Genomic DNA, 13,796 nt, shown 5'->3' on the forward strand with positions numbered 1-13,796 from the left:
CGTCAAAGATCACAGCCTTGCACGTGAAGCGGGAATACTAGTCCCAACCAGCTAAAACGTAAATGCTTTGGAAATGGATGAATTGTCTGCGTTATGGGTATAGAAAAAATCTTCCCTGGGACAGGTGTGCTGTTTTGGAAACAATGCACCTGTTTATAAGTAACTCAGATATTTGAAATGAGTCTTAAAATAGGGGGTGCAGGGTGGTATCATGGAGGTGCCGTGGCTCTTTTAGGGGTGTCTAACTTTCAAATTATTCGTGTAATGGTATCACCTTGCTATCATAACACATGTGGAGTCGGTCGCGTTGATAGCAAGGAAATAGCCTGATTTTAAATGGTTCGTGGCATTAATGGTAATTTTATAAGTGTGTTATATGGTCGCTCATACTTCGGTTTGAGCGTTTTTTCTGCTGTAGGGTATCGCACAGTTACACGAGACTGGATACTATTACACGAAAGTCAGATAGAGTCGTGTAATAGTATGGGCGGGTGGGGATGAAGTTGATGAAGGCAGGTACAACAAGGACTTGTGTGGTGCTGGCAGTAGATAGTACCTGATAAAAAATCGGTGATCGACGATCGGTTTTAAGGGAGTCTATCACATGTCATTGGCAGAAGTTTAGCTTATAATTTCCATTTAAGGCAACAACATTAAAATCAATGGCTTAATTGCCAATGATATTATAAAAGTGCGGGAGAACCAGAAATTCATTGACATTCACAACTTAATTTACAATATTTAGAGATAATATAAATTAAGCCATTGATTTTATCCAAAAATGATTATAAATACCCCTACCCCTAGAATAACCATAATTAACTTCCAGTTGCTAATGACGTTATCCTGTGCAGTAGTAATAATGAACATTTGCTTCTATTAGTATTACAGTCAGTTGTTTTTTCTACAAATTTTATAAAACGTAATGGATCAGTCACACCATTTATTTTAATAGCAGTTTCCCAGACAGAGACTGTTACTCTTTTTGTAGAGGTTTTATAGAAAACCCAAGTTGTATTCGAGGTCCTGTTTTTAAATACTAATTTAGCATCTTTGACGATGTTTAATCTCATATCTTTAACCCTGACAACGGTATCGATATTATACGATTTTACAGCATTAATCCAAGGAGCGTTGCAGGCAAGGGCATCATAAACAATAACATCTGCAAAATGACGGTGCTGTTTATGTAGTTGATGCAACAACCTTTTAGCAGCAGACAATTCACCTTCATCTTTACTGGTGCTATCAATTTTTGGTTTTAACATCTCTTGTCCGATAATGATGTGCGGATCTTGGCCAACATAGGCGCCGACAATGGATCGGTGAAAGTAATGAGGTACATTCTTGATGATTCTTGTAAGGCAGTTATCACAGCTTTTCTTTGTGCTTTCAAACAATTCTACACCATCGAAAGCCACAACTTTAGAGCCATCAATTGTACCATTACGCACAAGTTTATTTTTGGTAGATGTTCTTATAATGCTATGATGAAGGGGTTCGATATCGGCTATTTCAACAAGCTTTAGGCTATCTCGAATCGCATCAATTCTAGGCAATCTCATTTTTCTTGGTATTATTCTTCTGAAATCATTATGTTCAAGCCAATCGTCCAATTGGTTAAAACTTCTAATATTCAACATAAAACCAATGAGTAATGTAAAGGCAATTGAACTTGTCGGTATCTTAGGATTGGTTCTTTTATCCGTTAGCTTTTTTATTTTTTCTCTTAAAAGATTCTGAAAAATCCAAATTATGCTAAAGGAATTGAAAAAAATATACGATATAACTTATAGAATGATAATTATATTAGGAGAGCGAAATAATGAATATTGCAAACACATCATTGAATAACACCATGAGCGTAAGTAGCAAGCCTCATAGTATAGTAAATGACTTGCAAAAACAAAAAAATGAGTTAACCCAGCAAATTCAAAAAGTCAATGAGAGTACTGCGGATAGTAAGACAAAAGCGGAAAAAGTGAAAAATATTAATCAGCAAATTGAAGAACTAAATAAGGAAATACAAAAGGCCCAAGTTGAGGAAAAGCAAAAAGAAGTAACAGAAGCACAGCAAAAGAGGGCTGAAAAATCAGAAGAACAAAAATATAAAAACACACCAGATAATCAGAAAGAAACCGTTGTCTTATCGGCAAGTTTAAATAATATATTAGCAGCAAAAAATGGTTATGCTGATCTAAAAGATCTGAGCAAAGTGCGGACAAAGCTAATTGGGGAAGTTGGTGTTGCAAATGGGCAGATTAAATATGGTAAAGGTAGTGTAACATATCAAATGGGCGTCATTGCAAAAAGTGAAGGTAACATTGCACAAACTGAAGCAAATATGGCTAAAAAAATAGGTGAAATAGATAAAAAGCTCGTTAGATCTGTAAAACAAGGAATTAGTGAAGCCGAAAGGGAACGGACCAAGAAGAAAAAGCAAGTAGAAGGACAGGAAGAAAAACAAAAGACAGCCACTGGGGAAGTTGATAATAATAATGCAGTACAAGTAGAATCGTTGGATGTACCTGCTGTGGATGCTATTACTAAGGAAATAAAACAAGAAAATAGCAAAGAAGTAACTAGTGAAAATAGTAAAAAGAATGCTAAAACGGTAGATGTATTAGTATAAGTGAGAAGAGAAAAACAGCGGGATAGAAATTATGAATATGATCCGAAAGGGACAGGTTGAAGAAATTCAATGTGTCCGTTCTGAAGTTAAGTTCTTAAACAAGGTTATGGGCATAGTGGCTTGATCAGCGGTTAGAAGGTAGGGCTGGTTTTTACTTTTTGATTTTTTCGCACCAAAACCGGGAATTTTATTGAGATATTAGCGTCGGAACTAAACGGGTACGATAAATGAATTTATTTATCGTAATAATAAAGGTTTTTAGATAAGTTGATTGAATAATAATATTGGTAAATAATACTAATAGGAGGGTAAAATGTTAAATAAAATCATCGGCAACAAGCACATCGTATTTATTTTTATGCTCTCGGTAATGCTGCTCATGGCAAACATACTAGCTGTTTGCGCCGCGCCAAATCTAGAACTTTATGACAAAACAAAATCAGCTCAAACTGAAGTATTAAAAAATCTTGAAATAGTAGTGAATATTGAATCTCCCACAGGTTATGAAAAAGGTTTGACTGAAATGGGTAATTTTATGGTCCAGCAATTACAAGAACTAGGTGCAAAAGTAGAGACTATTCCAGCTACAGGATCTGCTGTCGGCTTTAATATTGTGGCTACACTAGAAGGTACAGGTACTGGTAATACTTTAATGCTAGCACACATAGATACAGTTCACAAAGTAGGTTCGGTTGCGGAACGCCCTTTCCGTATAGAAAATGGTAAAGCCTATGGCCCTGGTGTTTCTGATGATAAAGGTGGTCTCATTCTTGGTCTCCAAGCCCTTAAACTGATAAAGGAAATGAATTATACAAACTTCGGAAAAATAGTTTACTTAATAAACTGCGATGAAGAGAAAGGTTCTTTTGGTTCTAGAGATTTAATCATGGAAAAAGCCAAAGATAGTAATTATGCAATTGGCTTAGAACCTGGTATCCCTGGGGATGAAATTATGTCCTGGCGTAAAGGTATCGGGTATTACTTTGTTGAAGTTAAAGGCCAATCTGCTCATGCTGGTATTGAACCAGAAAAAGGCCGTAATGCGGTTATGGAGCTAGCACATCAAGTTCTACAACTTAGCAAACTAGGCGATGAGAAAAAAATGACATCAATTAACTTTACTATTTTCCAAGCTGGTGGTGTTAGCAACATAATCCCTGATTATGCTAAAGCACAAGCTGATGTACGTGTTTTATATCCTGAAGAATATAGCCGTCTAGAAAAAGAAATGAACGAAGTGGCTAAAAACAAGCTAATCCCTGGCACTGAGGTTAAAATAATAGCTACAAAAGGCCGCCCACCATTCCCGAAAAGTCCTCAATCAGAAGCCTTTGCTGCTAAATTCGCTGATATTTATAATGAACTCGGTCTTAAATTGAACATTGTAGGCAGTGGTGGTGGTTCTGATGCCAACTACGCAGCCTCTGTTGGCACCACAGCTGTAGATGGTCTAGGAATTGTTGGCGGTGGTGATCATACGCCTCAAGAATATATAGATATTGAAAGCATCCCTTCTCGCCTTTATATGCTTACAAAAATGCTCATGGATCTAGGTGTCCAAAAATAATCTTGAAAAAAATCTACATTACATTAATCTAATACCTATATCAAGGGTAATTACCTCAAAGAGGGCTAAGCGTGTAAGAAATATAACTTTAGCACTGGAATTTACAATTAAGATAACAACACTTGGAAATCTGCCTTTGTGTTAATAATAACCAGGAAAGCAGGTACTGTTACATGATGATGGATCCATATTTTATGGTTTTATCTTAGATACTAGTTATGGAAACAGCGGGACAAGTGTGACATTTCAAAACATCACACCTGCCCCGCTGTTTTAATAAGGATCTTTTATGCCACGGTTAGTAATACGCTAAAGTATCGTTATTATAGCTTTTCTATAACTGCCTGTATTTTGCCATCCATAGTTAACTCTTTATCGCGGCGTTCATCAATTCTAATAGTTGTTCCCACGCGGAGCGCCCCAGATTGGAAAGGAACTTCATGTATTTGACGTACTACCTCAAAAATACGATCAAGTTCTCCTTCGATAATAGTAGACATAGGAGTTAACTGGTACTTTAGAGCCTTAGCCTATATCAATACCTTATGATATTCTGCCACGTATTTACTTACACTGGCTGATCCTGTTCCTAGTGGCACAATTACTACCTCTACAATAGCCATATAATTAACAAATACACGGAATTGGGGAGAGCTTTGTATAAAAGTATAGGCGAGATGAGGGATGAAGTTGATGAGGCTAGCAGGTACAGCAAGGACTTGTATGGTGTTGATAAAAATGGGCAGTAGTTAGTGCATGATAAGAAACTGGTTGATTGATGGTTGGTTTTAAGGCAGTTCATTACATGTCACTGGTGCCATGTAATAGAAGTAACATTTTTGTCTATAGTAATCTGAGGAAAATGGTGTAAAAGCCTGCTAGTTTAGTATTGATATGCTCCCCTTGTGGTCAATGTCATTAAGTTAAGCAAAATAGAATGCTTACATCGATAAAAGTAGATGTAAACGTTCTATTTTTATATTTGCTACTCATAAAAAAATACTTGACAAATAACCGAAAACTTGCTGCCATGCTTTTGAAATATAAAGATTCGAGGGAGGAACGCATATGAAAACAACGGAAGTAAAAGAAATACTTTCACACATAATAAGTACTATATCAAATGATCCATCTGATTTTTTTGCAAAATCCATCAAAGGACTTTATAAGGAATCGAAAACTATCATTTGAAACAATCATTAAAATGATGATTGGCATGGGTGGAAATAGCTTAGGTAAAAAAATATATGATTGGTTCAACATTTTTTGATACATTAACCTGCTCTTAGCTACTTAACTTAATGACATTGACTTGACAGGGGGCATTTCAGATTCAGGCTAGCAGGCTTTTGATTTAATGCAGAAGTGTGTAAATAAATTCGTAGAATGCTTTTGTTTAAGTTATCGGTATATAAATATCAGATTATAGAATTATAATCCTACAATTGAAGCAACGCCGAGTAGGATTATAATAATGCCAGCGATCTTGTTGATGCGGACTATGACGCGTGGTGTCACTCTGTTGCGGAAAAGACATACAATACTGGTGAGGGTAATCCACCAAAGCGCTGAGCCAATAAAGACCCCTAAAGTGGCTAATACTGTCGTAAACAGATCTGTCACAAGCATGGCGATACCAAAGGATGAAAAAATGGCGATAAACGTAAAAATGGTGACGGGATTGGTCAGTGTAAGGAGAAATACTCCTGCGAAAAGGTTGTAAAGGTTGCGCCCCGTATTTTTGTCGTCGGATGTGTTTTGAAGGGTTGCGCAAAATGTTGCAAAGCCAAGATAGATGATAAATAGACCGCCTCCCCAGCGAAAGGCAACGTTATAGTGGCGAATAAAGGCAGTCAGAACGCTCAACCCTGCCGCTGCTGCAGAACCATATAAAGCATCCGCCAATGCTGCTCCCATTCCTACAATAAGTCCTGGTACACGCCCTCCACTCAAGGTGTAGCGGATGCAAATTAGATTAACCGGCCCGATAGGAGCGGCGAGGAGAAAACCACTAATAATACATTTAATAAGAAGAATATAATTCATAGATCTGTCTCCTGTAAATTAATCTAATATCAGTGTTGACAAAAGGCCTTGCAGATATACTGTCAGTATGTATAGGGGCTATCAGTTCGGACATAATTAGAAAGAGATTATAAAAATGAGATTCTATCAAGATTATAGGAGAATGTTTATGATTGCAAAAGTTATTGACAAAATGTTGCGGCGCTTTGAAGAACGTAACTGCCAACCGGCGGTGGTCAAAAGGGCCGGCAATTATTTGCGTGGTATGATGGAAAATGGACTGAAACCAGAGCTAATTGTCGCCATTCAAGAGCGACGACTACATGATACGATAGAGTATGTGTATGCGCGTTCACCTTTTTACCGACGCGTATTTGAGGAATGCGGAGTGCGCCCAGAAAATATAAAGAAGGCCGCTGATTTGCGCAAACTAACGTTCACGACTTCGAGTGATATACGGCAATGGCAGGATTTTCTCTGTGTGCCGGAAGATAAATTATCTGCTGTATTTACTACCTCAGGCACAACAGGTGAACCCAAAAGGATATATTACACCTTCCGGGAAATGCAGACTTTGTCCAATCTTTATGGTATGGCTATTCGAGTTGCTCATGCAGGAAGACTTGTTGCTCTAGTTACTTTGCCAGTTGGCCATGGACTGTGGATCGGCGGCGCCAGTGTACAGCGCGCGGTGGAACGTGCGGGTGGGTTACCACTGAACGTTGGCGCCGACAATCCAAAGGAAACTATCAAATGGATGAAACGCTTTTCACCCAACGTCATTTTTTCATCCCCGTCATATATGACAGCCGTGACCCGTGAAGCGGAACAGGTCGGCTATCGCTGCACGCTCGACAAAATTATACTCGCAGGTGAACTATTGACCTCAGCACATAAAGAATTATTTTCGCGCTATTGGGATGCAGATGTCTTTGATAGTTACGGTTCAACGGAAATTGGCAGTGCTCAAACCATTGCTCTGCCGGAATGTAGTGCTTTTCATATTAATGATTTGCATCTTATCACGGAGATTATTGATCCTGATACTGGCAATCCAGCCGATGAAGGTGAATTGGTCTTCACCACCATTCGCAGAGAAGGGATGCCTTTAGTACGCTATCGTTCGGGAGATAAAGCGCGCTGGGCTCAATGCTCATGCTGGTTACCTCTGCGAGCTATCAGCATCAAAGGACGCACCGATGATATGATTGTTGCGGGCGATATGAATCTCTACGGACGGGTAATAGCAGATGCAGTAGGAAAAGTTTCCGGCACTACTGGCAGGATAATGTTAACAGTAACAAAAGAAGGTCTTACTGATAAATTAATGGTGAAGGTGGAAGGAGGACCGGACAAGGAATTAGTGGAAATGGCTATACTGAAGGTATACCCGGAATTGGTGGTGAACACGAAAAATGGCAATTTGCACTTTCTTGTTGAAGCGGTGAATGATCTTGGTTCACAGATAAAGGATGTAAAAGTTGTCGATTTACGTTGATTAGATCATTCTTTTTTAGAGAGACAGCTTGTAATTTAAACAAAAAGAGGGTTTAATATCAATTATTCCGGCAACTCCAACAAGATTGGCCTGAGTTGGTCAATGATATTTGAAACGGAACGATAAGTAATAAAATAGAAATAGAGCAATCCTTACGAGAATGTATCATCGCAAAACTTTCGCCGGCGCCGAAAAGGTTTCAAGGAAATACCATCGACTTTTTTGTATCTGAATATCGTGATAAAGATGCAACGAAGAAATTCTTCAAAAAGGCTCTAAAATCCATACATAATAATCAACCGAGAGTAATAACAACTGACAAGTATGCTGCAACGAAAGTTGCTATCTATGAAATGATTTATAGTGGAACCCTTTCAGTCAAAACCACGCTTCAAAAGATAAAGTACTTGAACAATATTATTGAGCAAGACCATCGATTTATTAAACGAAAGATCAGATCAATGCTTGGATTTGATAGTTTTGAAACTGTTGAGAAAACAATTTGCGGAATTGAAATAATGCACATGATTAGAAAGGAGCAGGTTGAAGAAATTCAATGTGTCCGCTCTGAGGTTGAGTTTTTCAATAGAATTATGGGTGTAGTTGCTTGATATTTATTTTTATTGTAGGGGGATTTTGGCTTTGTGATATTTTTGCACCAGAACCCAATAGTCGCAAACGCTTTTCTCCTCAGTGTTCTTGTGGTAAAATGCTGATGAAACATAAAATTTATGTTAAAGGAGATACAGGTTTATGTTCAAATATGGTATATCGGAGATTGTAGCAAGCTGGGAGATTTGTGTAAATTAGACGATACAAAAACCTCCATAAGTTATAACTATAACTTTCAGGGGGATAAAAAATTGAATAGATAGATATGAAAAAATTAGGGTTTACCGATAGGTTTGCGGCTGAATCTACTTTATGTAATGGTCTTTATGTTGGGCGTGTTTTTTTTCAATCGAAAGATTTATATAAGGTAATGTGGGAAAACGGTGAATCACACGCCGGGAATGAGAGAGCTTGGCCTGGAAAGTGCTAATCTGTCTAAAACCTTTGCAGATATTGACGAACTTGCGTTTATGTGTAAATTCCAGGATTGTACGCACGTTAGCGAACTGGGTTGTGTGGTGCAAAAAGCGATTTGCGACGGTACTCTTTCCGTCGAAAGGCTTTTAAGCTATCAAAAACTAAAGAAAGAGGCAAAATACGAGGGTCTTAATTTCAAGCAAATTGAAACTACGAAGCTGAATGAAATGTTTAGCGGTGTAGGTGGTATGAAGAACGCCCGAAGGTTTGCAAAAGGTAAAAATCGGGAAAGGTAAAATCTTTAAGAAAGGAAATTGGCTTATGATCCTATATTATTTGGAGTCGGTATTATGCGGAGCAAAGGCTATCGCATAATAAATATGCTGTGAGATAGCCTTTGCTCAATCCTAAAACTACAATTTTAGGAGGAGCATAATGGGCTACAAGAACGCAGTTAGTGTATTTCCCGCTGATTTGTTAGAAGCAATACAACAGTATATCGATGGTGAATATATTTATATCCCACGAAAGGCAGAGAATAAAAAACGGTGGGGGGAAGTAAAAAACAGCAGGCAAGATATTCAGGAACGCAACAAGAAAATTTTTTCCCAGTATCAAGACGGTATTTCGGTTGAGGATATTGCAAGCTGTAATTACTTATCACCCAAAACAATCTACAAAATATTGGCTGATATGAAAAGTCAATGCTAAAGTGAGAGCGACATGGCAATTTTTCCGTGTCGCTTTTTTGTTTCTGAATTATCTTGTAGGGTGCATTGTAATAATATAGCTACTATAATTAATATATAGTAGCAAGATAGAACGGAGGAAGAATATTATGTACACATTTACAAATCAATTTATTTCCAGTCGAAATAACATGGAATTTTTGAAAGCTACCATGATGGGGCCTAATGCCATGCGAGTAGCAGAGGAATTAGCGTCATGTCTAAAAGTCAATGAGAATATGGGTATACTTGACCTCGGTTGTGGGTGCGGTCTTTCCACGCTCTTGCTGACACAAAAATATGGCGCAAAAGTTTTCGCCGCCGACTTGTGGATTTCACCGACTGAAAACTATGAGCGTTTCAAATCTATCGGGATTGACGATAAAGCCGTTCCGATTTCAGTAGACGCGACCAAAGGATTGCCTTTCGCAAACGAATATTTTGACCTGTTGTTTACTGTGGACGCTTACCATTATTTCGGTGATACGGCGGAAATGCTCCCATCGCTCATTCCTTTTGTGAAAAAGGGCGGCTATATCGCCGTGGCTATTCCCGGCTTAAAATACGAATTTGGGAAAAATGTTCCCGATGATATGAAACCGTTTTGGAATAGCGAGATGGAAAGAACACTCCACTCTCTTGATTGGTGGAAAGATTTGTGGAAGAGGGCCGAGGGTATTGAAATGGTGGACAGCCGCGAAATGGTCTGTTGCAGACAGGCGTGGAAAGAATGGCAAACCGGTTATCATTCCATTGTCGCTGAGGACATCAAAATGATGGAGGCTGAGGGCGGAAAGTATTTTAATCTTGTTCAGTTGATTGCTAAAGTCATTTGAATGGCGACCACATAATAGGAATCCTGCCGCTTGACGGTCAACAAAAAAACGTGCGGCGGCGGATCATTCTCCATGCCTAACTGACTGACCTCTGGACGGTTTATTTGGTTCTTTGGTTTTCAATAAGGAACGGTATATTTGTAAATCAATCTATATTTTTTTCGTAGACACCCAAGCCCTTTAAATGCCATAAGAAGAGGGGTGTCGAATGTGTTGGTATCACAACACATGTGGAGCTGGTCGCGTTGATAGAACGTTGATAACCAGTATTGGCGAACTCTCGGAGGTTTTAGTTAATTTTACAAGTGTATATTTATATTCGCTCAAACTTAGGGGGCTGTTGACAAAAGGGTAGCCGAGATCTTTCTCGACTACCCTTTTGCCAACAGCCCCTTAGGTTTGGGCGATTTTTTACGTTAGGGGTGTCGTGAACAATTACGTGAAACTCATACTTTTACACCGAAATAGAGAGGTATTTTGCGAAAAGGTGCAGTGGGATTTGTAAAATGGCACCCATTAAAATATGGAAGTTATTTGACTGGACATACAATTATATTTCTCTCTGGCGGAGCAGATAACAGCTTTTTGGGGCAGAAGATTAGTTCCTAAGTTTTCTAGAGTAGACGAATAGGTAAAGCAGAATGCCGATTAGGGTGGCTTGTAACCATTTTGCTCAGATTTTTTCATAAATAAAGAAAGTCTGACAAATTAAGCAAAAAAAGAAGGTATTATTTTTCTTTTGACAGAATTGTTTAGGAAATATGATAAATCAAGTAGATTTATTATTCTATAACATAACGCTCTATTTTTTGCTGCATCAAATATCTTAGAATATATTGATGTGATAATTTACTTTGAGGTCAGTCCGAGTTCTACGTTGTTAAAGAGGATTATTACATTTTATGTAATAAAAGATTGTAATTCATTCTGGTTAAAAAATCGTCTTCGCAAGTTATTTAGTACCCAAATAAAGATTTCGTAAAATTGTTTAACGAAAGAAGGGGATGTTTTGAAATCATCCAATTTTTGGGATTTGGTTAAGAATATCAAAGAACGACGATTGTCTAGATATACAGGGATAATTATCCTAACAGGAGTTTTTTTGACCAGCAGTCTGTGGATATTTGTTTGCTACCAAATTAGCTATGAATACGACAGGACGATTGAAGAAATTTCTCGGGAAACAATGAATCTAGGCATAGCTTTTGAAGAGCATGTACGAAGAATCGTTGCTGATGCGGATAAAGATTTGATCAACCTTAGAAAAGCTTATGAAGAAGATGGCCTTACCAGCCCGGTCGTTGTCGACTACTTGGAGAATGGAGGAAATGATTCGACCCGTAATCAAGTGGCCATCTACAACGAACAGGGTTTCCTAGTTGGAAGTTTCGTTAAGGGGCTCTCTATACTGAACTACTCTGACCGGTCATACTTTCAAGTCCATTGCGACTCCGCTGTTGATACATTGTACATCGCCCCGCCAATCAAACTCGAGGCGTCAGGACAGCCTACCATTCCACTGAGTCGGAGAATCAACAAACCGGATGGATCATTTGGCGGGATAGTCTATGTCGGTTTGAAAGTGGATTATTTGCGTTCATTTTACAAGAAGATGGATCTTGGTGAAGATCAATTAATTGCTTTGGTTGGCACGGACTGGATCGTTCGAGCACGTCAATCTGGCGATAATTTGGAGATTGGTCAAAACGTCTATGGTAGTCCACTTTGGAAAAACGTTCAAACCGGCCGCCCTTATGGCACATACATAACAAATGATGTCCTCGACGGAATCCACCGTATAGTCAGCTATCGCATAATGCCGGATTATCCCCTGCTATTTGCGATTGGAAAGACGACAAATGTGGCTCTGGCCTTATTTGAAAAACGTAAGCATTCCTATATTCTTGGTGCTTCACTATTTAACTTTCTCATTGTGGTCATTTGTGGTTTGCTGGTTAATCGGGCAGCAAAGCAACGATTGCTCAATACAAAACTAGAAATACTTGTCGGGGAGAGAACACAAGAGTTACAGGCTCTCAATAAGACATTGGAAGAGGAGATCATAGAACGGCAGGATATACAGGAGGAACTTAGCAAACTAAATTACGAACTGACGGATATAAATGCGGCGTTAGAAGAAGAAATTATGGAAAGGCAATCAGCCGAGAAATCACTTTTAAAAGCGAAAGAAGAAGCTGAACGTGCTACCGTTGCAAAAAGCAATTTCCTTGCGAATATGTCGCATGAGATCAGAACACCAATGAATGGAATTATTGGGATGACTGATATCACATTAATGACGGATTTACAAGAAAAACAACGGCAATATCTAACTATTGTAAAAACATCAACTATGGCGCTACTCCGCGTACTAAATGATATTCTGGACTATTCGAAAATTGAAGCAGGTAAAATTGAATTGGAAGAGGTGATATTTGACATTTGGGAAACAACGCATGAAGTTGTAGAGTTATTTAATATTGCAGCTGAGCAAAAGGGGTTATGTATTAAGTTAAATATGGGCAAGGGAATACCCCATAGGCTTATCGGTGATTGTGTTCGTTTACGACAAGTACTTTCCAACTTAGTCGGTAATGGCGTTAAATTTACATCACATGGTCAAATCGTAATCGATGTTGATATTGAGAAAAAATATAATAATAAAGTGAATTTAAAGTTTGTGGTCACTGATACTGGAATTGGAATTGCTGATGAAAAACTTAATAAATTATTTAAAAGATTCAGTCAAATCGATGATTCTCATACGAAACAATTTGGTGGAACGGGACTTGGACTTGCGATTTCTCAAAAACTAATTGAACTTATGAATGGAGAAATAGGGGTAAAAAGTAAGGAGGGAGTAGGAAGTAGTTTCTTTTTTACAGCCGAATTTGGAATGGATGATGAATTTGAAGTGGGTAAGCAAGCTGTTGTCCGGCGCGAACTTATTCAGTCTAAAAATTTAAAACCTAAAATGGTATTACTTGCTGAAGATGATGGAGTAAGTAGAAATGTGGTAACGATACTATTAGAAAAAAATGATTTTAATGTTATTGTAGTGGAAAATGGTAAGGAAGCGATAGAGGTATTTGAAAAAGAGGATATTGATATCATTTTAATGGATATCAATATGCCGTATTTGGATGGTTATTCTGCAACAGCTATAATTAGAGAAAAGGAGAACGCGATGAAACTTTTTCATACGCCAATTATAGCAATGACGGCGTATGCATTAAAAGGGGATCGGGAAAAATGCCTGGCAGCTGGCATGGATGATTATATTTCCAAACCGATTGATTTAGATAAGTTTATTGAATTAATTGATAAGTGGCTCGAGAAGTAGACAAAATTTAACTTGTGGATAAGAATAGTATGAATTTAGGATATCGTAGTTTAACATTTACAATATCCGTGGATTTGTATCGTCTTTCTCTTGATTGACTATATATGTAATATGGTGTAATATAATGTAATAAAAAAA

The 13,796-nt window shown here is 38.1% G+C and carries 11 protein-coding genes and 1 pseudogene; 9 read left to right on the forward strand and 3 right to left on the reverse strand.

Annotation, left to right across the window (positions count from 1 at the left end):
- Positions 1 to 818: 818 nt before the first annotated feature.
- Positions 819 to 1,616 carry a hypothetical protein gene (locus tag ACAN52_RS20495; protein WP_378956949.1) on the reverse strand — a complete coding sequence of 266 codons (798 nt, stop codon included), beginning with the start codon at positions 1,614 to 1,616 and terminating at the stop codon, positions 819 to 821.
- A 209-nt stretch (positions 1,617 to 1,825) separates the two neighbouring features.
- Here ACAN52_RS20495 and ACAN52_RS20500 point away from each other — a divergent pair, with 209 nt between their 5' ends.
- Together ACAN52_RS20500 and ACAN52_RS20505 are read left to right on the forward strand one after the other, a co-directional pair.
- Positions 1,826 to 2,632: a FlxA-like family protein gene (locus ACAN52_RS20500; protein ID WP_378956950.1), complete on the forward strand. Its 807-nt coding sequence runs from the start codon at positions 1,826 to 1,828 to the stop codon at positions 2,630 to 2,632.
- Positions 2,633 to 2,945: 313 nt separating this feature from the next.
- Positions 2,946 to 4,199: a glutamate carboxypeptidase gene (locus ACAN52_RS20505; protein ID WP_378956952.1), complete on the forward strand. Its 1,254-nt coding sequence runs from the start codon at positions 2,946 to 2,948 to the stop codon at positions 4,197 to 4,199.
- 323 nt (positions 4,200 to 4,522) lie between these two features.
- Here the strand turns inward: ACAN52_RS20505 and ACAN52_RS20510 are convergent.
- Positions 4,523 to 4,714 (reverse strand): annotated as a pseudogene (locus tag ACAN52_RS20510) (MTH1187 family thiamine-binding protein); the annotation flags it as partial.
- Positions 4,715 to 5,267: 553 nt separating this feature from the next.
- Between ACAN52_RS20510 and ACAN52_RS20515 the strand changes: the two are divergent.
- Positions 5,268 to 5,390, forward strand: coding sequence for a hypothetical protein (locus tag ACAN52_RS20515; RefSeq protein ID WP_378956953.1), 123 nt, complete (start codon positions 5,268 to 5,270; stop codon positions 5,388 to 5,390).
- Positions 5,391 to 5,630: 240 nt separating this feature from the next.
- On the opposite strand, the gene ACAN52_RS20520 is transcribed toward ACAN52_RS20515, so the two are convergent.
- Complete coding sequence (locus ACAN52_RS20520) at positions 5,631 to 6,245, reverse strand: LysE family translocator (protein WP_378956954.1); 615 nt, start codon at positions 6,243 to 6,245, stop codon at positions 5,631 to 5,633.
- A 148-nt stretch (positions 6,246 to 6,393) separates the two neighbouring features.
- On the opposite strand from ACAN52_RS20520, the gene ACAN52_RS20525 reads away from it, so the two are divergent.
- From ACAN52_RS20525 to ACAN52_RS20550, 6 genes are all read left to right on the forward strand, one after another.
- The gene (locus ACAN52_RS20525) at positions 6,394 to 7,722 is read left to right on the forward strand and encodes a phenylacetate--CoA ligase family protein (protein ID WP_378956955.1); all 1,329 of its coding nucleotides are present in this window, start codon (positions 6,394 to 6,396) and stop codon (positions 7,720 to 7,722) included.
- A 212-nt stretch (positions 7,723 to 7,934) separates the two neighbouring features.
- Positions 7,935 to 8,333: a DDE-type integrase/transposase/recombinase gene (locus ACAN52_RS20530; protein WP_378956987.1), complete on the forward strand. Its 399-nt coding sequence runs from the start codon at positions 7,935 to 7,937 to the stop codon at positions 8,331 to 8,333.
- A gap of 384 nt (positions 8,334 to 8,717) precedes the next feature.
- Positions 8,718 to 9,047, forward strand: coding sequence for a hypothetical protein (locus ACAN52_RS20535; protein WP_378956956.1), 330 nt, complete (start codon positions 8,718 to 8,720; stop codon positions 9,045 to 9,047).
- Positions 9,048 to 9,186: 139 nt separating this feature from the next.
- Complete coding sequence (locus ACAN52_RS20540; RefSeq protein ID WP_378956957.1) at positions 9,187 to 9,462, forward strand: CD3324 family protein; 276 nt, start codon at positions 9,187 to 9,189, stop codon at positions 9,460 to 9,462.
- 127 nt (positions 9,463 to 9,589) lie between these two features.
- Positions 9,590 to 10,315 (forward strand): SAM-dependent methyltransferase, encoded by a 726-nt coding sequence (locus ACAN52_RS20545; protein ID WP_378956958.1) that lies wholly within the window; start codon positions 9,590 to 9,592, stop codon positions 10,313 to 10,315.
- Positions 10,316 to 11,324: 1,009 nt separating this feature from the next.
- Positions 11,325 to 13,658, forward strand: coding sequence for an ATP-binding protein (locus ACAN52_RS20550; protein WP_378956960.1), 2,334 nt, complete (start codon positions 11,325 to 11,327; stop codon positions 13,656 to 13,658).
- Positions 13,659 to 13,796: the final 138 nt, after the last annotated feature.

This window comes from Pelosinus sp. sgz500959 (assembly GCF_042610375.1).
GTDB lineage: Bacteria > Bacillota > Negativicutes > DSM-13327 > DSM-13327 > CTSoil-075.

Coding starts and splice junctions, on each gene's coding strand:
- ACAN52_RS20540 (WP_378956957.1), top strand. CDS start 9,187: ATGGGCTACAAGAACGCAGTTAGTGTATTTCCCGCTGATTTGTTAGAA.
- ACAN52_RS20520 (WP_378956954.1), bottom strand. CDS start 6,245: ATGAATTATATTCTTCTTATTAAATGTATTATTAGTGGTTTTCTCCTC.
- ACAN52_RS20515 (WP_378956953.1), top strand. CDS start 5,268: ATGAAAACAACGGAAGTAAAAGAAATACTTTCACACATAATAAGTACT.
- ACAN52_RS20505 (WP_378956952.1), top strand. CDS start 2,946: ATGTTAAATAAAATCATCGGCAACAAGCACATCGTATTTATTTTTATG.
- ACAN52_RS20525 (WP_378956955.1), top strand. CDS start 6,394: ATGATTGCAAAAGTTATTGACAAAATGTTGCGGCGCTTTGAAGAACGT.
- ACAN52_RS20545 (WP_378956958.1), top strand. CDS start 9,590: ATGTACACATTTACAAATCAATTTATTTCCAGTCGAAATAACATGGAA.
- ACAN52_RS20500 (WP_378956950.1), top strand. CDS start 1,826: ATGAATATTGCAAACACATCATTGAATAACACCATGAGCGTAAGTAGC.